The sequence below is a fragment of the Alloprevotella rava genome, from assembly GCF_014195585.1.
In the GTDB taxonomy this organism is placed as follows: Bacteria; Bacteroidota; Bacteroidia; order Bacteroidales; family Bacteroidaceae; genus Alloprevotella; species Alloprevotella rava.
In genome coordinates this window covers 1-19791 of sequence record NZ_JACICA010000002.1, presented here as the reverse complement: position 1 = coordinate 19791, position 19791 = coordinate 1, and the positions used below count along the sequence as shown (strand labels likewise).

Annotated in this window: 14 protein-coding genes and 2 pseudogenes; 7 read left to right on the top strand and 9 right to left on the bottom strand. The window is 50.4% G+C overall.

The features are described from left to right. The first annotated feature begins 49 nt into the window (after positions 1-49). Both FHS60_RS02100 and FHS60_RS02095 read left to right on the top strand, forming a co-directional pair. Entirely contained in the window at positions 50-1402 is a 1353-nt protein-coding gene (locus tag FHS60_RS02100; RefSeq protein ID WP_183694386.1) for a TIGR00341 family protein, read from the top strand. An 827-nt stretch (positions 1403-2229) separates the two neighbouring features. Then, positions 2230-2442 carry a permease of the drug/metabolite transporter gene (locus FHS60_RS02095; protein ID WP_183694383.1) on the top strand — a complete coding sequence of 71 codons (213 nt, stop codon included), beginning with the start codon at positions 2230-2232 and terminating at the stop codon, positions 2440-2442. Positions 2443-2582: 140 nt separating this feature from the next. Here the strand turns inward: FHS60_RS02095 and FHS60_RS02090 are convergent, their stop codons facing one another. The 5 genes from FHS60_RS02090 to FHS60_RS02070 form a co-directional block, all read right to left on the bottom strand. Continuing rightward, on the bottom strand, positions 2583-2918 hold the full coding sequence (locus FHS60_RS02090) for an RteC domain-containing protein (protein ID WP_183695089.1): 336 nt from the start codon (positions 2916-2918) through the stop codon (positions 2583-2585). 473 nt (positions 2919-3391) lie between these two features. After that, on the bottom strand, positions 3392-4873 hold the full coding sequence (locus tag FHS60_RS02085) for a hypothetical protein (protein ID WP_183694380.1): 1482 nt from the start codon (positions 4871-4873) through the stop codon (positions 3392-3394). Between the two features lie 187 nt (positions 4874-5060). Then, positions 5061-6551 carry a hypothetical protein gene (locus FHS60_RS02080; RefSeq protein ID WP_244957401.1) on the bottom strand — a complete coding sequence of 497 codons (1491 nt, stop codon included), beginning with the start codon at positions 6549-6551 and terminating at the stop codon, positions 5061-5063. 39 nt (positions 6552-6590) lie between these two features. Then, positions 6591-7940: an OmpA family protein gene (locus FHS60_RS02075; RefSeq protein WP_183694377.1), complete on the bottom strand. Its 1350-nt coding sequence runs from the start codon at positions 7938-7940 to the stop codon at positions 6591-6593. Positions 7941-7989: 49 nt separating this feature from the next. Next, positions 7990-8271, bottom strand: coding sequence for a hypothetical protein (locus tag FHS60_RS02070; protein ID WP_244957400.1), 282 nt, complete (start codon positions 8269-8271; stop codon positions 7990-7992). 226 nt (positions 8272-8497) lie between these two features. Here FHS60_RS02070 and FHS60_RS02065 point away from each other — a divergent pair, with 226 nt between their 5' ends. The 3 genes and pseudogenes from FHS60_RS02065 to FHS60_RS02055 all read left to right on the top strand — a co-directional run. Beyond that, the gene (locus FHS60_RS02065; RefSeq protein ID WP_244957399.1) at positions 8498-9901 is read left to right on the top strand and encodes an ATP-binding protein; all 1404 of its coding nucleotides are present in this window, start codon (positions 8498-8500) and stop codon (positions 9899-9901) included. Between the two features lie 8 nt (positions 9902-9909). Beyond that, positions 9910-12795, top strand: a complete 2886-nt coding sequence (locus tag FHS60_RS02060; RefSeq protein ID WP_244957398.1) for a hybrid sensor histidine kinase/response regulator transcription factor — start codon at positions 9910-9912, stop codon at positions 12793-12795. A 386-nt stretch (positions 12796-13181) separates the two neighbouring features. Beyond that, positions 13182-13883: pseudogene (locus tag FHS60_RS02055) on the top strand (DUF4099 domain-containing protein); the annotation flags it as partial. Positions 13884-14221: 338 nt separating this feature from the next. Here the strand turns inward: FHS60_RS02055 and FHS60_RS02050 are convergent. Genes FHS60_RS02050 through FHS60_RS02040 form a run of 3 tightly spaced genes read right to left on the bottom strand, consistent with a single transcriptional unit; the run spans position 14222 to position 15901 of the window. After that, a complete protein-coding gene (locus FHS60_RS02050; RefSeq protein ID WP_183694372.1) occupies positions 14222-14854 on the bottom strand; it encodes a leucine-rich repeat domain-containing protein in 633 nt (210 codons plus the stop codon). Continuing rightward, positions 14847-15527: a leucine-rich repeat domain-containing protein gene (locus tag FHS60_RS02045; RefSeq protein WP_183694369.1), complete on the bottom strand. Its 681-nt coding sequence runs from the start codon at positions 15525-15527 to the stop codon at positions 14847-14849. The genes FHS60_RS02050 and FHS60_RS02045 overlap by 8 nt, the downstream gene beginning before the upstream one ends. 11 nt (positions 15528-15538) lie before the next feature. Beyond that, complete coding sequence (locus tag FHS60_RS02040) at positions 15539-15901, bottom strand: hypothetical protein (protein WP_183694365.1); 363 nt, start codon at positions 15899-15901, stop codon at positions 15539-15541. Positions 15902-16014: 113 nt separating this feature from the next. Here FHS60_RS02040 and FHS60_RS10505 point away from each other — a divergent pair. Next, positions 16015-16107 (top strand): annotated as a pseudogene (locus tag FHS60_RS10505) (IS982 family transposase); the annotation flags it as partial. A gap of 61 nt (positions 16108-16168) precedes the next feature. Here FHS60_RS10505 and FHS60_RS02035 read toward each other — a convergent pair. Beyond that, positions 16169-17389, bottom strand: a complete 1221-nt coding sequence (locus tag FHS60_RS02035) for a GTP-binding protein (protein WP_183694362.1) — start codon at positions 17387-17389, stop codon at positions 16169-16171. 637 nt (positions 17390-18026) lie between these two features. On the opposite strand from FHS60_RS02035, the gene hisS reads away from it, so the two are divergent. Continuing rightward, positions 18027-19379 carry a histidine--tRNA ligase gene (gene hisS, locus FHS60_RS02030; protein WP_183694359.1) on the top strand — a complete coding sequence of 451 codons (1353 nt, stop codon included), beginning with the start codon at positions 18027-18029 and terminating at the stop codon, positions 19377-19379. Positions 19380-19791: the final 412 nt, after the last annotated feature.

Genomic DNA, 19791 nt, shown 5'->3' with positions numbered 1-19791 from the left:
ATTATCTTTGCGCCCATTCTATTTTGCAAACACATAATACGCAACAAAAATGGGAAATAATGAAAAAACATTGTGGCAGGTAGTGAAAGGATACTTTAACGCACTGCCCGATAAAGAAGCCGAAGCCAAAACGATAGAGCAAATCAGTAGTGGAGTTACTTTTCATGGCGCCAATCTTTGGGTATTGGTCTTTGCCATCTTCATAGCTTCTTTAGGACTGAATGTGAACTCCACCGCAGTAATCATTGGTGCGATGCTTATCTCTCCCCTGATGGGTCCCATTGTTGGAATGGGATTAGGAATCGGTATTAGTGATTTGGCTCTGCTGAAGCGGTCAATCAAGAATTATCTTGTGGCAACGGGCATTAGCGTATTGACCGCCACACTCTATTTTCTTATAACACCACTCACCGAAGCGCAGTCGGAACTCTTAGCACGCACATCGCCAACGCTCTACGATGTGCTGATAGCTCTTTGTGGTGGCGCGGCAGGTATCTTGGCCCTCTCAACGCGTGGAAGCGGAAATGTCATTCCAGGGGTGGCAATTGCAACAGCCCTTATGCCGCCTCTCTGCACTGCAGGTTACGGACTTGCTATGGGCGAACCGAGTTTCTTCTTCGGGGCGTTTTATCTCTTTTTTATCAACACTGTTTTCATTACCTTAGCCACTTTTGTGGGCGTGCGTATGTTGCGTTTCAAGCAAAAACAATTCATTGATGCAGCACGTATGGTCACTGTGAAGCGCTACATCATCGGAATCGTGGTACTCACAATGCTTCCCGCAGCTTATATCACAGTACAGATTATCCGACAAAGCGTGTTGGAAAACAACAGTAACCGTTTTGTTCGCAACGAACTCGCTTTCAAAGGTACGCATATCATCTCCCAAAATTTCGATACAAAGCGCAAGACGCTGAACATTGTGGCTGTGGGGAAAATTATTTCGAAAGAGGAAATAGCAAAAGCAGAAAAAATGCTGGAATCTTATAATCTCGAAGACTATAAGCTGCATATCATTCAAGGTTCACAATCGGACAGTTTGCTTCTTGCCAATCAGCAACACAGCTATATAGTTGGAAATGCGCAGGCCAGTCAGCAAAAAATGATAGAGCAAGCTGCACAACTTGGAGAGGTAGAGCAACAACTCAACGCCTACCAACAATATGCAACACTCACCAAAGAGGTTCGCACCGAACTCAAAGCTGTGTGCCCCTCGGCAAAGAGTATCAGTATCTCTCGTGTGATAGAAGCGAAGACCGATACCGCTACCAGTCAAGAATATGTTATGGCCGTAGTGAATTGTCCGCGCGCTCTTAGCTCTCCAGATCGTCAGCGATTGCAAGAATGGCTAAAAGCACGAACTAAATCGGATAGTTTGCGCGTCATAGTAACCTCCTTTTAGTTTTTGCTTTGCTAAATCCTAAAAGAGCTTCCCTCTGTGAATGAATAAGGGAAGCTCTTTCTTTTGGTATGTTCGTGACTTCAGAGTAGTCAAATTTTGAACAGCAAACTAATTATTTGTTGTTTTTCCGTTCTAAATTTGACTATTTTCTTTGAGAAGCTATGCACGATGATGGATGTTTCAATCAGTGGGAGAGTATGAAAAAGTAGTTCAGAAGAGCAAGATGAGTGGCAGCGTAAATACAATAAGGGTGTCAGCTGACGCAATAAGGATATCAGCCGACAGCCTTATTCTGTCAGCCAGCAGCCTTATTGTATTTGCGGGTGGGAGGAAAGGAGGTAGAAATGGTGTGGAGGTACGCTTCTCCTGTAGTTTGATTTTGTGTTGTCACATCGTCACGTTGTCACACTCGATGGTTAAAGTGTTGAAATCGTTTGTGTTATGTGTGTGACAACGCGGTGACAACAAAAATGAGAAAGAAAATTGTTGTCACGCATTTAAGTGTTTGGTTGTCAGAAGGTTTTGTTTATCTGTGACAACGTGACAATGAAAAACAGTTTTTTATAGGGTGTGATATAGATGTATTGGCGTAACCCCAATTCGGGATAAGCAGTACTTCTTTTTCCTCAATAATTCTAACTAAAACCCCAAACTTAATTGGAGGTAAAGTTGTGCACTTTTGTTTGACAACGTACACCTGTACACCTTGTTTTCAGAAAAGAAAACGCAGCGAGGCGTGGCGAAGCGTCTTCAGCCTGTTGTTTCTCATCGCCTTGTTTGTCATAGGTTTCAGATGGAATTTCTTGGCGACCAAAGGTTTTGAAGATATGAGAGGTCTGTTCGGATATGTGCTGATGGCCATATGGTCGGGCTACCTCTTCGTGGAAAAGTTCATTCCCTATAAAATGATTGCCGGAACAAACGGGCAGTGGGTATTTTACTATATCTTCAAACTCCTCCTCTTTGTTATCATCGGAGTTTTTACCGCTCCTTTCACCTGTCTGTGGGCTGTGTATCGGGTAATAAGGGCATTTCGGTAAGAGGTGGTAATTTCTCCAACTGAGGGCTGGAGAAATTACAATTTATATTTTGAGAGATTAGAAGAACTTCTGCAACCGATAGTTGCAGAAAATAAATGAAGGGAGATATTCCTGGTTTGGAGTATCTCCCTTTGTTTCATTTACCGTTTCTTGAATTTTCCGCCTTTCAGGTCGCTTTCCACCATCCGCTTGTTGAGTTTCTCCCGGAGTTCGTCAAGGAAATAGGTGCGGCTGTCGTCCTTACGGCGCTTCATGTTCATATAGACGTTGTAGCAGTTCTTGACTTCTACGCCGAAGATGTCGGAAAAAGCGTCTGCCAGTTCCTCCACACCGATTTCTCCGTTGTCAATACAGTCGCAGGTGTCGAGAGCATAGAGCAGTTCCACCAAATCCACGACCTTTCCCGTCCAGCGGAACTTCTTGGCAGGAGAGGCAAGGACGGTGTTCGCTGTCGGCAGCAGCCCTTTGATACGCATGTCGTGGAGTTCCAGCTCGATGGCGACGATGTCCGAAAGTTCTTTCAGTTTTTTTCTGCCATGCTGCCCTTCCGACAAGTTCTGTTCAGGGCAAGTAGATGGCAGGCGGTGTAACGCAATGTGCGGTACGTTGCTGTCAGGGAGGTCTCCGTTTCGCTCATGGCAAGGATTTCCGTGCGGAAGTCCTCGGCGGCGCGACATACCTCGGGGGATTGTGCGGAGAGGATTATCTCCAATTTGGGTGATTGCGTCAGTCGTTCCATAATATTGTGAGTTAATATTCTATCATTGCTGTTTTCTGTTAATTGATTTATCGTTTTTGTTCCGCAATCGTGCCTTTTGCACCCCACCCGTGGGGTATCTCGGCAGGTCACTCGTGGGGTATCGTCGCACCCCACGAGTGAGGTACCGAAGGCGTTGCTTTGTTTGTTGCGTTTCCGCCCCCTCGATGGCTGATGCTATTATCGGCTTCGTCACTGTTTTACATATACCGTCTGCAGGCCGACGCCCTTATAGCGCATCGCTCCATACTTTCCGCCACCCTGATAGTCCTGGCAGAAGCTGTAGTCATGGGCTTCGAGCTTGCCCTTCTTGTTGCGGTAAACCACCCATGCCCGCACGGCGCGATCGGTTGGCACACTACCGTTGTAGTGAACCTTCCACGCTTCGTTGATGACCACCACGCGGAGTGCGCCCGGCACCTTCTGCCTGGCAATGCTCAGCACCTGTGCGTTGAGCTGCCTGTCCATTGCGCCTGCCTTCAGGGCCATTGTCGGGGGCTCGGGCGTCACCACTGCCGCATTGACTATCTCTGCGTATTCGGGCGTATTGTTGTAGCGGGTGTAAGCCATCAGCTGACTGTTGAACTTGCCCTTGTTGCGCTCGTAGTCTTTATGATGGGTCAGTATGTGCTTGTACATCTCGTTGCCGGCAAGCATATACAGCACCTTCAGATGCGGCTCTTTCGAGGTTTCAACCATTTCATAGAAATCGTTCACTGTCGTGGCGATGAGGTTAATATCGACCGCCACGCACGCCACATCCCGCATCAGCACCTCGCGGTCGTACGGCGACACTCCGGCGGCATAGGGGAACATCAGGCCTGCCTTCGCGTCGGCCACTCCGGTATTGCCGCTTACCGCATACTCCCTCACCGCCGTTACGCGGGTGCTTTCGTAGGCAAGGAGCATGCCCAGTGCCCATACCGATGACTTGCAATTGGGGTCGGCAAAGAAGCGTGCCGCCATGGGATAGCGGAACAGTTCATCTACCTGCATGGCCAGTTTCTGTCCGTCGGCAGAAACGAGTTCCGGGTTCTTCGTTGCGTTGTAGCCCACAATACCCAGTTTCTCATAGCCCTCATAGCCCATCGGGGCAGTGAGGAACATCTTGATCATATCGAGATAGTAGGCAAGAGGGTTAAAAAGCCGGTCTTTCCCAAGGGCGTAGAAGGCGGGATACTTGTAGTAGGGCTGCAACGGGAAGAGCTTCGGGTCGAGGTGCTCGTAGGCGGCGTACATCTGCTTGTACGACTTCGAGTAACCGCTCGGCACGCTCTCGTTGTTGGCAAACGACTCGTGGGCCAGTGCCTCTTTCGAGGGCTCGAAGTTCTGCTTGTAAAGGCTGATGAGCTTGTTGTACTGGCCGCTCTTGCTCAGGTTGCTGCCGTTGATGAAGAAATACGTATCTACAGACTCCTCCGTGTTGCCTGCTGTTTTGTCCGCAGCCTTGTCTGCAGCCTTGTCCTTGTCTTTTTCTGCAATGTTGTCAATAGCGTTAGCAGCCTTGTTCACCACCTTTTCTTTGGCTTCCTCAACCTTTTCCTTCGCTTTCTCTTTCACTGCGTCTTTGGCTTTCTTCAGAATGCCGCCAAACTGCGCCCGGGCAGGTGTGGCCAAAACAAGGGCCAGCACAATGGCGGTCGATAATACGGTGATTCGATTTATTTTTACCATGTAATAAAGTGCCCCCCTGCTGAATCTCCTTTCAGAGCAACGCCGTGTCGAGGGCCTGGGCGTTTGCGGTTATGCATCGGTTTCTTCGGGATAGTCTTCTTATCTCCCCTCCCGCCGCTCTGTGGGCGGGAGGGAGAGGTTTTTATTGTCAGCTTATCGCGTCATGCCCGTTTCGGGCAAGGCGAACTCATGGACGGACGGGACGAATAGATGCCCCAATGCAACGTTCACCATTGCCATCGGTGATTTCGAAACCCTCAATGAAGACTATACCTTCAAATTTATCACGTTCACCAGTTCTCAGACTTTTTGATAGATAACCGGTTGCGTTCGATTTTAAAATTGTTTCGTCGTAATAACCAGCACCTGGTAAGAAAATGCTTTTTCCATTGATTTTACTCTTAAGTTCATAACCATCTACGCCGTTAAGCTGAGTCTTTGTATAGGTGCAATTATCCAGAAGTTCTTTGCACTCCTCCTTTGTTGGCATGCGCCACGGAGCACCGAGTTTAACGGCTGCTGCATCGTCTTCTGCATCAAGGGTAGTCTTGTTATCAGTATCATTATACTTGCTCAGAGCATCTTCTAAGCCGAATTTATAAGTTGCCCATGAATAGTCTGCTTTCGGTTCTGTTTCACCCCATGCGTAGTAGTTGCCAAACTCTTCGGGTTTCGTTGCACCGAGGTTGCACTTCGCCCACTTTAAGCCACTGGGCAGACCGAGGTCTACATATTCAGCTGCAGGAGTAGAACCGCCGCTTCCAATTTTGTTTTTCAGTTCTTCGAGTTTCTGAATAATCTGCGCAAGGGCTGCGGCAGCACTGGTGTTGCCACTGTTCACGGCTGCTATAAGAGCGTTGATGGCGGCTGTCGTGTTGTTGATAGCTTCGACGATGCTGGCCTGTCCCGTGCCGAGTGCCTCAATCTGCGCTTTCATCGCATTAAGTGCGGTCGTCACGGCGTCGAACTTGTCGCTGTAGTTTGGCATCGCCTTGATGGCGGCCTCAATGGCAGTGAGCTTGTCGCCGTAGTCGGGCAGGTTTTCGATGGCCGTCTTGATAGCGGCAAGCTGCGAGCTGTAGTCGGGCAACGCCTTGATGGCTGCTTCGATGAGATCGAGTTTGGCCTCGAGCGAGAGAGTCTGCGCCTTAATGGCCGCCTCAATGAGGGCGAGTTTGCTCTGGAGCGTGGTGTTCACGTTGTTGATAGCCTCGGTGATGGCTTCTATCTTCGCCTCCATGCTGCCTTGCAAGTTGTTGATAGCTGTGATGAGTTTGTCTGCCATTTCCTCCTGCTTGAGGGTCTGGTTCTTGATGGCAGTCTCCAAGAGGGTGAGCTTGCTCTCGAGGGTGAGGGTCTGCGCCTTCATCGCTGCCTCGATGGCTGTGAGCTTGGTCTCGAGTGTGGCATTCACGGAGTTGAGTACGTCTATGATGGCCTGCAGCTTGGTCTGCTGGTCGGCGTTCATCTTGTCGATGGCCTCGGTGAGCTTCTTTATTGCTTCCTCGTTTTTCAGGAAGCCGTTGTTGATGGCCTCCACCACCTTGGTGAAGTCGTTGATGACCGACACGTTCATCGTGTAATTGATCTCGGGTGCGTCTTCCTGACACGAGGTGAAGAACGCAGGTGTTGCCAACAGCATGGCGATGGCAAGCAGAATGGATTTGATTCGTTTCATCTTACTATGATTTTAATGGGTTGTTTACATTGTTGTTGCTTACTTTTCCACCTTTATGGTTACCCTGCGCCCTTCGGCGGCAGGCTTGCCGTTGCGCTCGCCGATGGCTGTCTGCGGGTGCAGGTCGGCCTTGTCGAAGCCCTCCCTTACGAGTGCCTCTACCACACGGGCCAGGCGACGCTCGGAGAGCTGCTGGTTGTAGCCGTCTGCACCCGGCGTACTGGCCTCGGCCACGAGGGTGAGCCTATGGCCGCGCACGCTGCGGGCAAAGGCTTTGAGGTGTTCGGCCTCCTCACGGCTCATATAGGAGCTGTTGTGGGCAAACTGCACGAAGTGCGAGGGCTGCACCGTGGCGGGAGACTCTGCTTGTCTCTCTTCACAGTCGGTCAGGCGGCGTTGCAGTTCGGCCTGCTGCTGCTCTGCCCGTTGGCGGTCTGCCGCTTCGCGTTCGGCACGTGCCTTTTCCGTTGCCACGTCCCGTTGCAGGGCGTTTATGCGATCGTTGAGCGCGGAGAGTTCGCCCTCGTAGTAGGCTCGCTGCACCTTGGCACGGCTCGCCACGAAGTTGTAGCGTACGGTGGCAAGGGCGAAGATGAGGTTCTTCGGGGCGATGTCCTTGCGATTGAGAGGCCAGTCCGTCTCGCCTTTCAGTCCGATGGTGAAGCGGCGGCTCACGTCGGCCTCGATGTGGAGCGAGGCGGGAACGTAGAGCGTGTTGAACTTCTCGTGGCGGTTCGTCGTGCGCACGTTGCCCGTGATGGTTATCTCCGAGTCGTTGCCGATGGTCGTACCGTCACCAATGGGCGTGGTCTGTCCGCCCTGTGTCTGCGTGTTGCTAATGTAGATGCCGTACTCGTTGCCCTTGGCAAAGGTGTAGCCTACGCCCGTACCCAGCCAGATGTTCAGCCACTGCGCGCGGCGGCGGGGCCACAGCTCCATCAGGTTGAAGCCTACGCCCAGCTTGGCGTTGTGGTAGTTCATCAGGTAGTTGCCATACACCTTGACGGGCATCGTCTTGGTGTCGAGCGTGGAGAAGCGCTGCTCACGGCGGTAGCGCGACCAGAGATACTCGGCACCCACACGCACCCACGGGCGGATGGTGAAGTCGATGCCGCCGCCCACGGCGGGCGACTGTTTGTAACTGCGTTTGGCATCGAGGTTCTGATACCACACGTCGCTTGCCCACGACAGTCCGCCCTGGGCGTAGACGCTCCAGGTGCGGGTGCGCAGCTCGCTGTTTTGGTCTCGCGGCGGCTGTGTTCCGCCCCCGTCTGTGGCCTGCGCCTGCGCGCCGACGGTTACGGTTGCGGAGAACAGGACGCAGAGACTCACTCGTGCCCATCGGCCGCTGAGCGGCGGAATGAGCGGTTTCGTTCGTCTTTTGTTCATACTTGTTGCTTGAATTAAATAAAAGAGTTAATGATATTATCGTCTTGTCTCACATAATTATAATAGGCCGCTTGTGAAGATACCCATGAGCCGTTGCCAGAGGGAGCGGCGGGGGGGGCTTGCGGTCAGGAGGCTCTCGTCCCGTGCCCTCGGGCGGAGGATTCTCGGGATGAGGGTTGCTCTCGGTTTTCACTCCGCGGCGCTCGAACTCAATGTCTATCATCTCGCGGATGGTGTCAAGGAGTTGCATTCGGTCTTCCAAGAACCGCTGTGCCTCATCGGACTTCCGCCGTCGTTCTTCTGATTGTATTTTTCTTTCTGTTTGGTTCATAGCTCATCTGTTTTTCTGTTACAAAATTAAAGATGAAACGATGGGAGGGGACTATGCTAATCGGACAAAAAACTATTCTAATCGGACATTCTGCACCTGCCCCAATTATTCTAATCGGACATTTCAGGCTTGTAACTCACTGATACTCATAAGAAACCCATGAATAGTTTTACATCTTTTAAGAGATGGGTACTTTGGGGCTCAGAGACAGGTCTTTTCGCATTTTATGATTGATTTAGGAGCAGAAGACAATGAGCCGATAAAAGAAATGTTTGGCGAATTATGGAAGTTTTCTCGGCATTGTATTGCAGATTATGGAACTTTTTGCTATCCTTGCAGGCAGTTAAAACATCATGATAACATGGATGCAAGAAGACTGATAACCATATTTTCCGACCAAAAGGAAGAATTGCTGTCACACGACCTGTCGCTGCTGTGCGACAGGATGGAGGAAGGGCAGCTCTCGCCGTCGAGCAACCTTGCCCAGATTGTGATAGGTGTGCGGAGAAGCGGAAAATCCACTCTGTGCGAGAAGTTCATACGGCAGCAGGGAGTGGAATTTGCCTACGCCAACTTCGACGACGACCGACTGACAGGGCTGGAGACCGGAGATTTCGACCGCGTGCTCGATGCCTTGTATCAGCTATACGGCGATTTCAAGTATCTCTTCCTCGATGAGGTGCAGAACATCAAGAGCTGGCAGCTGTTTGTCAATCGGCTGCTTCGCCAGAAAGTGCACCTGTTCGTCACGGGATCCAACTCCAAGTTGCTGAGCAGCGAACTGACCACCCACCTGACGGGACGGCACAACAAGGTGGAGCTCTATCCGTTCTCGTTTGCCGAATATGCCACGATGCGCGGTGTGGAGCTCCGCTCCCTCTCCACCAAGTCTAAGGCCCTGCGCAAAAAAGCCCTGCATGAATACCTGACGGACGGCGGTTTTCCCGAACTGCTGAACGAGCAGAACAAACGGGGATATATAGAGGCACTGCTCAATTCCATCATCAAGAACGACATTGCCCGGCGGTTCCGCCTGCGACATGTGGAGGTGCTCCGGCGGATGGCAACCTACCTTGCCGACAATTTCTGTCAGGAGTTCGTGGCTACGGATCTTGCCAATATGTTCGGCGTATCGAACCATACCATAGAAAACTACTATTCCTATCTGAAGGAAGCATTCCTGCTTCTGGGTGTTCCCAAGTTCTCCTACAAGAGCCGGGAACGCGTACGAAACGAAAAAGTGTATGTCGTGGACGTGGCTTTCGTGTCGGAGCGCAGCGGCACCTTCTCCACCGAGAACACGGGATGGCGACTGGAGAATGTGGTCTATGTGGAACTGCTCCGCCGCTACCGCCCTGAATATGCCGACGTGTTCTACTACCGTGACAAGCAATGGGAGGTGGACTTCGTCATCGCCAAGGGCGGCAAGGTGGAACAACTGGTGCAGGTATCCTACGACATCAGTGCAGAGAAGACCCTGAACCGTGAGATCAACGCCCTGCTGAAAGCCGCCACGAAATTCCACTGCGAGAACCTGCTTCTCATCAACTTCGACGAAGACCGTGAGGTGGAGAAGAACGGACATACCATCCGTATGGTTCCTGCCGCCGAATGGTTGACCCGACAATAAACACACTTATGAATAAATATAAAATGTTATACTTATGCAGCACCACAAACGCGGTCTTAAAGCCTCCTTACAGCCTCTCTATGAGCCTTTTAGTGAAACTGGTGGGGTACCTTCGTTTGATTTTAAGCGCGTTAACAGCGTTTATTTCGGTTTGTTTTCTACTCGTTTCGTGCGGGAGGAAGCCTGTGTCATTCACCCCTGACGAACGCAAGGTGGCGGACAGCATCGTGCGCTCCGCCCACGGCATTGATTCACTCGCCTCGCTACAAAAGCGGTTGGAAGGCGAGGATAACAGGCTCGGCAGCATCATCGCCCTGCGGGAATGGGGCAAGGCATTGCGCAACGAGAGCCGCTTCGAGGAAGCCCTGAACGTACACAGCAAGGGGCAGCAACAGGCGGAAGCCATCGGCGATACGCTTGAGTGGGTGCAGGCGCTGAACAATATCGGCACCGACTACCGGCGGATGGGCGTGCTCGACGTGGCGCAGGAATATCATTACCGTGCATGGACGCTCAGCAAGGAATGCGCCGATACCTCGTTCACCGCTAAGAAAAACCGGGCAATATCGCTCAACGGACTGGGCAACATCTACATGACACTGGGCAACTACGAGCGTGCCGACAGTGCGTTGCGCCTTGCATTGAAAGTCGAGCAGCAATTACACAGCACATTGGGACAGGCTATCAACTACGCCAACCTCGGCTCCATCTTCGAGCATCACGGAGAGATAGACTCGGCGTGGGTGTATTACCGCAAGTCAATGGCACGAAACCAAGAGGCGGGCAGCACACTCGGCATATCGCTCTGCCACACTTACTTCGGCTCTCTCTACAAGGAGTCACGGCAATACGACAAGGCAACCGAGGAATACGAAACCGCCTACCGGCTAATGAAAGCCTCGAAGGACGAATGGCATGCCCTGAACTCGCTCATTGCCCTTGCGGACATCTATCACACCACCGGCAACGACGCAAAGGAGATGGAATATCTCGGCAAGGCGAAAGCGATAGCCGAACGCATCAAGTCGCCGGAGCATCTGACGGAAATCCATACCTTATATTACAAGCACTATAAACGGACGGGCGACTACCGTACGGCCTTGTCCTCCTACGAGCAGGCTACCGTCCTGCAAGACAGTGTGCTGAACATGGAAAAGGTGAACCGCATCCAGAACACGAGCCTGAACATCGAGCGCAACCGGCAGGCGAGGGAGATGAACGAGGCACGGCACAAGCTGGAACAGGAACGGGCGACGCGCTATGTCGGCTTTGCTATTCTGGGAGCTGTGTTGCTCGCCTTGTCAGGAGTATTGGCAATCGTTCTTTATACCAACCGATTGCGCCGCCGCAGCCACCTGGTATTGAAAAGACTGTCGGCCTTGCGGGAAAACTTCTTTACCAACATCACCCACGAATTCCGTACACCGCTCACCGTGATACTCGGACTGAGTCACGACCTGCAAGATGCCGAAACGGAAGCGGTCAGGGAAAGCGCTCGGACTATCGAACGGCAGGGTAAGGGTCTGCTCACGCTCATCAACCAGCTTCTGGACATCTCGAAAATCAAATCTTCCGTGGGCAATCCCGATTGGTGCAACGGCAACATTACGGCTCATCTCACCATGATTATAGAGACCTACCGTGACTATGCCCGCAGCCGTAACATAGACCTGCACTTCCTTGCCAAAGAGGCGGTGGAGATGGACTTCGTACCCGACTATGTGAGCAAGGTAATGAACAACCTGCTCTCGAATGCCTTCAAGTTCACGCCTGAATACGGAAAGGTAAGCGTGTCGGTATGGCGCGAAAGCAATTGCCTTTTCTTGGATGTAGCCGATACGGGCGAGGGAATGGACAAGGAGACACTGTCTCATGTCTTCGAACCTTTCTATCAGGCAGAGACCGATGCGCGAAACATCGGTACGGGTGTGGGGCTGGCACTCGTCAAGCAGATTATCGACGCAGTGGAAGGCTCCATCACGGTAGAGAGCACGGTAGGAAAAGGCACGACATTCCATATCCATGTGCCGATTCACAATGACAGCAAGCGAGATATGGGTATTACAACGATTGACAACTCTCCGCTCCTGCCCGAAAACGAGACAACGCCAGCCGACAGCGAAGGCGAGGACAGCCAGTGTCATCTGCTTGTCATTGAGGACAACCGCGACATCGCCGCCTATATCGGTTCGCTGTTTGCCGACCGCTATGCCGTTTCCTATGCCGCCAACGGCAGGGAAGGAATGGAAAAGGCACTCAACCTGGTACCCGACCTCATCATCACTGACCTGATGATGCCCGGCATGGACGGTCTGGAAGTGTGCCGGCAGGTACGGGGAAACGAAATCATCAACCATATTCCTATCATCGTCGTTACGGCAAAGATCACGGAGGAAGAACGAATAAAGGGATTAGAGGCAGGGGCCGACGCCTACCTCGCCAAGCCGTTCAACGCAGACGAGCTGCGGACAAGGGTGGAGAAGTTGCTTGACCGTCATCGCCATCTGCGTGACAAGTTCAGCAATAGTGCCGATACGGACAAGGAGCAGAAACTCACGGATGTAGAGCGACACTTCCTTGCCAAGGTGGTCGATTTCATCTATCAGCTCTTGGACAAACGGCACTTGGATGTGAACACGCTGGCAGATAAACTCTGCATGAGCCCACGCCAGCTGCACCGGAAGCTCGTTGCCATTACAGGCGACTCCCCCGCCACGTACATGTTGAAGATAAAGATGCAGAGGGCACGAAACCTGTTGGAGACTAAGCCCGGACTTACGATTGAGAACATTGCCGACCGTTGCGGTTTCGAGCATACGCCCAATTTCTATAGTGCTTTCAGGAAGATGTACGGCGTCACGCCTATGGATTATCGCAGAGGAATCGGCATTTGAGCCCACATAAGTCGTAGATAACAGCATTTTACATTAATGTGAGTTCGACGAATTTATCGGTTGTTTCATCTTGTGAGAAACCGCTTTCATACTCCATAGACAGGATGTGCTTATACCCCACTCGTGGCATGCATTTATAGAGCACTCGTGTGGTACAGCATCATCTCATTCACAAACAAATACAATTCGTGTTACATTAAATACGATTTCCTACCGAACGGACATGTTCACGCACATGTCCCGTTCGGTATTTTCTTTTTTGTAATGCCACTTCTATCCATATCGAAGCCACAAGTACGCAGTTATTTCAACCCTCTAACATATACTGTTTCTTTGATTTACCTTTGTCCGTGCACCGCTGTTGGTGCCATTAAATACATTATAATATGGACGAAAAAATCAAAGACCAAGAAGTCCTTTTGGTCAAGGATCAGAAGGACGAAAATCTCAAAGCTGTCGCAGGTACGGACGAGAAAGGCGGACTAAAAACCGTTCCGCCCACCGCCGAGCATGAACAGAGCTTCCTGAAGTTCGACAAGCACGGCAATGCGCTGGAGAACTTTCTTTCCAACTTCATGCGGCAGTTCAAGCATCCCACACCGCTGAACTTCTTCAAAGTGCCTTTTGAGAGTGCCGTTGCCAGTGCCCGTGTACTCTCGGAGATGCTCAAAGCACCGGATGTCCCCTCCAATAAAGAGATGCTGGATTCCGCCCGTGTCAATCCTTCGGACTATGCAGGGGAGCAAAAACAGCCGTTTCAAGGTATTGATCCCGACAAGGTGAAGTGGGAGCAGTTCGAGCAGATGGGCGTAAGCCGTGAGAGTCTCGAAAAGGGCAAGCATCTTGATGACCTACTTCAATACCGCAAAACTCCGCTTATTCCCATCGCAATCAAAATCGGGGAAGTCTCCCTTTACACCGATGCCCGTCTTTCTCTGAAAGCCTCCGGAGACGGTACGTTTATCCCCGTTGTCCACGCCATCCGCAAGGAGCCTCAATTGGAGCGCGAGTTCTTCGGGCATACCTTCACCGACGAGGACAAGAAAGCCCTCAGAGAAACGGGTAATCTCGGTCGCACCGTGGAGCTTGTACGTTGTCAAACAAAAGTGCACAACTTTACCTTCAATTAAGTTTGGGGTTATTAAGGCCACCCACATACACCATCTCGTTGGCATACGTTCAATGATGTCTTGTACTTCTTCGCTACGGTTAGGCATAGAGCTTTTATCTATTCTACACTAAGGGGTTTCCCTTAGTGTAGAAGTGAATTAGATATTGTATTTAAGCGGAAACGTCTTTATAGAATGTATTCAGTCCTTGCTAAACCTTAATGTAGGCCTCTTGTTTTTCTCGATGGGTCGCAACTCTTTGGGAGCAAGATATAATTTAGTATACATTTAATGAGCACCCCTCTCATGAATAAGTGTTACATCAGATCTTTCACGAACACAAACTCGCGGCCTTGGGCGCAGGAGTCGCGCTTAAGGGTGGGGATGAGCTTGAAGTCGTAGTAGAAGAGGCCATCGAAGTGCCAGTTGTGTGAGATGTCGAGCGACTGGAGATTGTTCTGCCAGCTCGTCGCATTGACCCTCAAGTATCTCAGGACGTTGTGCGAGACGTTCAGATGCTGCAACCTCAAGGGATAGAGGAGGCTGAAGATCTTGTTGTGAGAAATGTCCAAGGTTGTGAGCCGAGGGAAGATCTCGTTGTGGAACCGCACATTCGCCTCCTTCTCCTTCGCCCCAATCTGATTGTGCGAGAGGTCTAAGACCACGACATCTTCGGGGAATTGCAGTTCGGCAATCTCTTGCAGCGCATTGTACGAGAGGTCGAGGGTATCGATGGTGTACATCGAGAGGTTGGGCATCTTCGTGAGCCTGCTATGGGAGAGGTCGCAGTGGCGCACATGCGTTCCTGCCGGGAGCTGATAGAGGGCTTGAAGGCCCTTCACGCGGTCTACATCTGTGGGCGTAGTGCTGCCCGAAGCGAGGGACGTGGAGCATGCCATGGCAATGCCCACGCAGAAGCTCATAAAGCCGAGGAGTCGTTTCTTAATCATTGCGTGCACATCTTTCGGTGATACCTAATTGTTTGGCCAAAGCCATTCCTGATTCTACGTCGTAAATCCAGCCCTTGCTCGCTCCCACAGCGTCGTGCGCAATGTCTTTGAGGTGTTTGGGCCGATAGCTCTTGCCGAAGCAGAGGATTCGGGCAGAGAGGTTGGGATTACCCCTGACGTCCAAGTGTTTCCACGCTGTAGGGTCGAGCAGAAAAGGGCCGTGACCACCGCCCCAAGGCACGATGTCCACGATGTGGCGCAACTGGTTGTTGGATAAGTCCACCGTGTCCATATTTGCGATGATGGGCACAAAGAGCGTCAGTGCATTGTTGGCCAGCGAGAGGGTGCGCAGTTGGGGCGTGAAGATGGCGTCCCAGTAAAGGGTGTCAGCCAGTTGGTTGTGGGAGAAGTTGAGACGCTCAACGCCATGTGGCAGGCGGCGGAAAGCCACCTCCTTGATTTGATTGTGAGAGAGGTTGAGGTTTTTGATGTCGTACATCGAGAGGTGTGGCACCTCCGTGAGACCGTCGTTGGAGAGGTCGACATAGTCGATCTGACTGCCCCAAGGCTTTTCGTAGAGGGCTTTGAGTTTGGGATGTTGTTCGCTCACGGTCGTGCTACTCAGCCCCAAACACAGGGTCGCGAGAGCGAGGGCGGGAAGAAAGTGTTTCATAAATAAAAAAATTAGTATAGTGCTCCCCATTGATTCATGGCATTGTTAAACACACCTTGGTTGTACTTCTTTATGTATTCATGCTCTCTTTTATCAAACGTTTTCTCATCTGTTTTAGACCATTTCCCATTTTTTTCTATAAAAAAGATATCAGTAAATTCAGAGGAGTATCCTTTATTTAAAAGATACTGTCTTGCTACGGAAAAAGGATCTAAAGTCCCTGAATTGACCGCATATTCCATTGCTTCATTGTATGCAGCTATATGCCGAGCATGCATAGCTTCATGAGTAAGATTCCCTACAAAGGTAGTATTCGCGTCAGCATTCGTTTCGCTTCCAAAATTGAACCCTGCATTATTACTTGTACCTGTCATTACATAATTAACGTGAGTTCGACGAATTATAAATGTCTATAAATTTGGTGATTAGCGAAACTTGTTGTAACTTTAAGGTGTTGATATACATAGAATTACAAACAAAAATCGCTATGATCACCGAAGACAAAATTACAGAAATATTTTGTATGGCAGACGACTTCTGCAAGTTTTTTGATGCTATGATAACCCCAATTCGGTTTAAGGTCACCTCTTTTTTTACTCAGCTTATAGTCCACAACGATATTTCTATACTCGCCTGTGTGCTTATTCCTTCACGAGGCATTTATCCAATAGGCGGTCAATTTCCTCGCGGTCGAGGTGCTGACCGATAAAGACAATTTTCTGCATACGGTCGCCATACTTCTCGTCCCAGTCGCGGCGCAGGCCCGGCTCGCGAGCCATCATGTCGCGCAGCTCGTCCTCGGGCATTGTGGCGTACCACTGTCCGATGCTGCTCAGCCCAATCTGTTTGCCCGCTTGCTCAAACACGTAGCACGTGTTGCGCTCATCGCGGAACCAGCAAAGGCCCTTAGTGCGAATGATACCTTTGGGCCAATGGCGCGCCACAAAGTCGTCGAACAGCGACAATTCGAACGGCTGACGACGATAGTAAACGTATGTGCCGATGCCGTATTCCTCCGTTTCGCCACCTTCGTGGTCGTGGTGGTGATGATGGTGGTGGCAATGCTCGTGATGGTGCTCGTGCTCGTGGTGATGGTGTTCGTGTTCCTCCTCTTCCTCGTGGTGCTCTTCCTGCGGCTTCTCCAGTTCGGCCAACCATGTGGCCGATGAGGCTACCGTCTTGAAATTAAAGAGCTGAGTATTGAGCAGTTTGTCGAGGTCAACATTGCCGTAGTCGCACTCAATGATTTCGGCTTTCGGCTGCAATGCGCGCAGAATCTCCTTGATTTTTGCCAACTCTTCCGGCTTCACCTCCGACGCCTTGTTGAGAAGAATCATATTGCAGAATTCCACCTGCTGAATCACGAGGTTGGCAATGTCCTCTTCGCCGATGTCTTTGCGCTGCAAGTCTTCCCCGCTGTTGAACTCATCGCGCAGGCGAAGCGCGTCCACAACGGTGGCGATGCAATCCAGGCGGGCGATACCGTCCTTTGCCATACCTGGATACATGGTGGGAATACTGCAAAGTGTTTGCGCGATAGGGGCCGGCTCGCAAACGCCGCTGGCCTCAATCACGATATAGTCGAATTTCTTCAGGCTCGTAATGTCGTGAACTTGTTCCACCAGGTCTGTCTTCAGCGTGCAGCAGATGCAACCGTTCTGAAGGGCCACAAGGCTGTCGTCCTTCTTGCCCACGATACCGCCTTTCTCAATGAGATTGGCGTCGATGTTCACTTCGCCGATGTCGTTCACTATCACGGCAAATTTGATGCCGCTGCTGTTCGTCAGAATACGGTTGACGAGCGTGGTTTTTCCGCTGCCCAGATAGCCTGTCAGCAGCAGAACGGGAGTTTGTTCTATCATGTTTTTAGTTTTGTTTGTTCTTTCTGCAAAGTTATGTAGAAAATGGCTAAAAGCATAAAGTGTGCCTAAATTCACAGCCAACTTTATGGGCGAAGAGGTGTGGAAACGTGTGCGAAAAAGTGTCCTTTTGTTGACAACGCCATTTAAGCAGAAAAGTGCTGGAAGCGGGCAGAATAGCATGAAAATCCATCATTGCTGAAAAAAGTGAAGGAGAAGTGATCAGATTTTTCAAAGAAAGAGAGCCGAAAACAGATTTTTCGGAAAAACACTTCTCTTTTTCCGTTCCGCAAGTGTCTAATTGTCTATCGGTATCCTTATTGCGCTGGAGAATATCCTTATTGCGTCAGCTGGCAGAATAAGGATGTCGGCCGATAGCCTTATTCTGTCCACGGACAACCTTATAAAACCCCTGTTTTCAGAAAGGCTGTGCAGCGATAGATTGCATACATTTTTGATTTCGCGCGATTCTCACTATCAAAAAATAAGACTTTTGTTGACAAACCTTTCCTGGCTGAGAATCTATTGCATAGAGAGGTATTCGTACGAGCCAAAAGAGTGGGGGAGTGCTTTTTCTATCTGTCGTGGTCCTAATTCCCTGATTTTACACTATTTTTGCACCATAAAACAAATTAGATTTATGGCAAAACCAAGCATTCCTAAAGGTACGCGCGACTTCTCTCCCGTTGAGATGGCAAAGCGCAACTATATCTTTAATACTATTCGCGATGTGTATGCGCTTTATGGTTTCCGTCAGATTGAGACGCCAGCCATGGAGAACCTTTCCACGCTGATGGGCAAATATGGTGAAGAGGGGGACAAACTTCTCTTCAAAATCCTCAATTCGGGCGATTTCATGAGCAAAACGACGCCGGCCGAATTGGAGGAACACAACGTTGGACACCTGGCAGCTAAGTTCTGCGAGAAAGGACTTCGCTACGATCTGACAGTGCCTTTTGCTCGCTTTGTAGTGCAGCACCGCGAGGAATTGCAGATGCCTTTTAAGCGCTATCAGATTCAGCCTGTGTGGCGTGCCGACCGTCCGCAGAAAGGTAGATACAGAGAGTTCTATCAGTGTGATGCCGACGTGGTTGGCTCCGACAGCCTGCTCAACGAAGTAGAGCTGATGCAGATCATAGACGAGGTGTTTCACCGCTTTGGCATACGTGTGGCCATTAAAATCAATAACCGCAAGATTCTTTCCGGTATAGCCGAAGTGATTGGCGAAGCCGAGAAAATTGTAGATATAACCGTAGCCATCGACAAACTCGATAAGATCGGTCTCGACAATGTGAATGCCGAATTGCTCGCCAATGGTCTGATACAAGAGGCCGTTGAGAAACTGCAACCCATCATCAGTCTCAGCGGAACAAATGCAGAGAAAATCGCAACGATGCGTGAGGTGTTGGCAAGTTCAGAGGTCGGACTCAAAGGCGTTGCAGAAGTGGAGTTTGTGCTCAATAATCTGGGCGAACTGGTCAATCAGATTGACCTCGACCTCACTTTGGCGCGCGGCTTGAACTACTACACCGGCTGCATCTTCGAAGTGAAGGCGCTCGATGTGGAGATAGGTTCAATCACAGGCGGAGGCCGCTACGACAACCTCACGGGTATCTTCGGTATGCCAGGTCTTAGCGGCGTGGGCATCAGCTTTGGTGCCGACCGCATCTATGACGTACTCAATCAGCTCGAACTCTATCCCGAGGATACGGCACAAGGAGCGCAACTCTTGTTTATCAATTTTGGCGAAAAGGAAGCGGCATATTGCATGAGTCTTGCCCGTCAAACGCGCGCTGCCGGTATTTCTACGGAAGTTTACCCCGACAGTGTGAAGATGAAGAAGCAGATGAGCTACGCCAACGCCCAGCAAATCCCCTTTGTGGCCCTTTGTGGCGAAACGGAAATGCAGGAGAAAAAGGTGGCTCTGAAGAATATGCTCACTGGTGAGCAAACTTCGCTCACCGTTGAAGAGCTCATCGAGAAAATCCGATAAGTTCCATCCGAAGGCGTAAGACTCTGTTGAATTCGCCGTCTCATACATATTTCATTCCCCATACGTTGTGCCGCCGCACTTCCGTATGGGGGCTGTTTTTAGATAAAGGAACTCTAGTGAAAGGAATAGTCCCATTTGAAATTTTCTCTGTGCTTTTTATCAACAACTTCCTAAAGTCACTCCTTGAATATATAGTGGAACACCCATATCCAGCACCTTTGTTTGTCTAAATTATTGAACGGTGTAGTTGTTTCAATCTTGTTGATATTTGAAAGGCACAGAAGCGAAGACTAGTGAACCCCAATTCGGTTTAAGGATGTGGTAAGATTTGCAAAGGGCAAAGAATTGTACAAAAGAAAAGGGGCAGCTCCTCATAAAGGAGTTGCCCCATATTTTTATTTACTGTTATTTA

Bases quoted from the DNA above. Each gene is read 5' to 3' on its own strand.
- FHS60_RS02045 (WP_183694369.1), bottom strand. From the start codon at position 15,527: ATGAAACACTTTCTTCCCGCCCTCGCTCTCGCGACCCTGTGTTTGGGG.
- FHS60_RS02040 (WP_183694365.1), bottom strand. From the start codon at position 15,901: ATGACAGGTACAAGTAATAATGCAGGGTTCAATTTTGGAAGCGAAACG.
- FHS60_RS02100 (WP_183694386.1), top strand. From the start codon at position 50: ATGGGAAATAATGAAAAAACATTGTGGCAGGTAGTGAAAGGATACTTT.
- hisS (WP_183694359.1), top strand. From the start codon at position 18,027: ATGGCAAAACCAAGCATTCCTAAAGGTACGCGCGACTTCTCTCCCGTT.
- FHS60_RS02065 (WP_244957399.1), top strand. From the start codon at position 8,498: ATGATTGATTTAGGAGCAGAAGACAATGAGCCGATAAAAGAAATGTTT.
- FHS60_RS02095 (WP_183694383.1), top strand. From the start codon at position 2,230: ATGAGAGGTCTGTTCGGATATGTGCTGATGGCCATATGGTCGGGCTAC.
- FHS60_RS02090 (WP_183695089.1), bottom strand. From the start codon at position 2,918: ATGCGTATCAAAGGGCTGCTGCCGACAGCGAACACCGTCCTTGCCTCT.
- FHS60_RS02035 (WP_183694362.1), bottom strand. From the start codon at position 17,389: ATGATAGAACAAACTCCCGTTCTGCTGCTGACAGGCTATCTGGGCAGC.
- FHS60_RS02070 (WP_244957400.1), bottom strand. From the start codon at position 8,271: ATGAACCAAACAGAAAGAAAAATACAATCAGAAGAACGACGGCGGAAG.
- FHS60_RS02060 (WP_244957398.1), top strand. From the start codon at position 9,910: ATGAATAAATATAAAATGTTATACTTATGCAGCACCACAAACGCGGTC.
- FHS60_RS02050 (WP_183694372.1), bottom strand. From the start codon at position 14,854: ATGATTAAGAAACGACTCCTCGGCTTTATGAGCTTCTGCGTGGGCATT.
- FHS60_RS02080 (WP_244957401.1), bottom strand. From the start codon at position 6,551: ATGAAACGAATCAAATCCATTCTGCTTGCCATCGCCATGCTGTTGGCA.
- FHS60_RS02085 (WP_183694380.1), bottom strand. From the start codon at position 4,873: ATGGTAAAAATAAATCGAATCACCGTATTATCGACCGCCATTGTGCTG.
- FHS60_RS02075 (WP_183694377.1), bottom strand. From the start codon at position 7,940: ATGAACAAAAGACGAACGAAACCGCTCATTCCGCCGCTCAGCGGCCGA.